The organism is Paraburkholderia fungorum, assembly GCF_046026025.1.
GTDB lineage: Bacteria > Pseudomonadota > Gammaproteobacteria > Burkholderiales > Burkholderiaceae > Paraburkholderia > Paraburkholderia fungorum_E.
The window spans coordinates 1-523 of record NZ_JAQQFL010000109.1; the positions used below are offsets into that span (position 1 = coordinate 1).

Below are 523 nucleotides of genomic sequence, written 5' to 3' on the forward strand. Positions count from 1 at the left end.
ACGCGGTTATCTGAACCGCGCGGCATTGACGGCGGAGCGGTTCGTACCCGATCCGTTCTCCACGCAGGGCGGGCGGCTCTACCGGACGGGCGACCTGGCGCGCTGGCGGGCGGACGGGGCGCTGGAATATCTCGGACGGATCGACCATCAGGTCAAGATCCGCGGTTTCCGCATCGAACTGGGCGAAGTCGAGGCGCAACTGCTGGCGCAGGACAACGTGCGTGAAGCGGTGGTGACCGCGCAGGGCGCAACAGGTGGCATGCGGCTGGTGGGCTACGTTGCACCGCATGCGGGCGCAACGCTGGATGGCGTGTCACTGCGCGCGGCCTTGTCCATGACGTTGCCGGATTACATGGTGCCCTCGGCGGTGGTGGTGCTCGACGCATTGCCGCTGACGCCAAACGGCAAGGTGGACCGCAAAGCACTCCCGGCGCCCGAGTTCCAGACACGCGGCTACGAAGCACCACAAGGTGAACTCGAAACGACGCTCGCCACGCTGTTTGAGCAGGTGCTGGAGGTGGAG

General features: G+C 66.3%; 1 protein-coding gene. It reads left to right on the forward strand.

Annotation, left to right across the window (positions count from 1 at the left end):
• Window positions 1–523: AMP-binding enzyme (locus PQR67_RS38220; protein ID WP_408467959.1), on the forward strand; the 523-nt coding region annotated here is incomplete at both ends.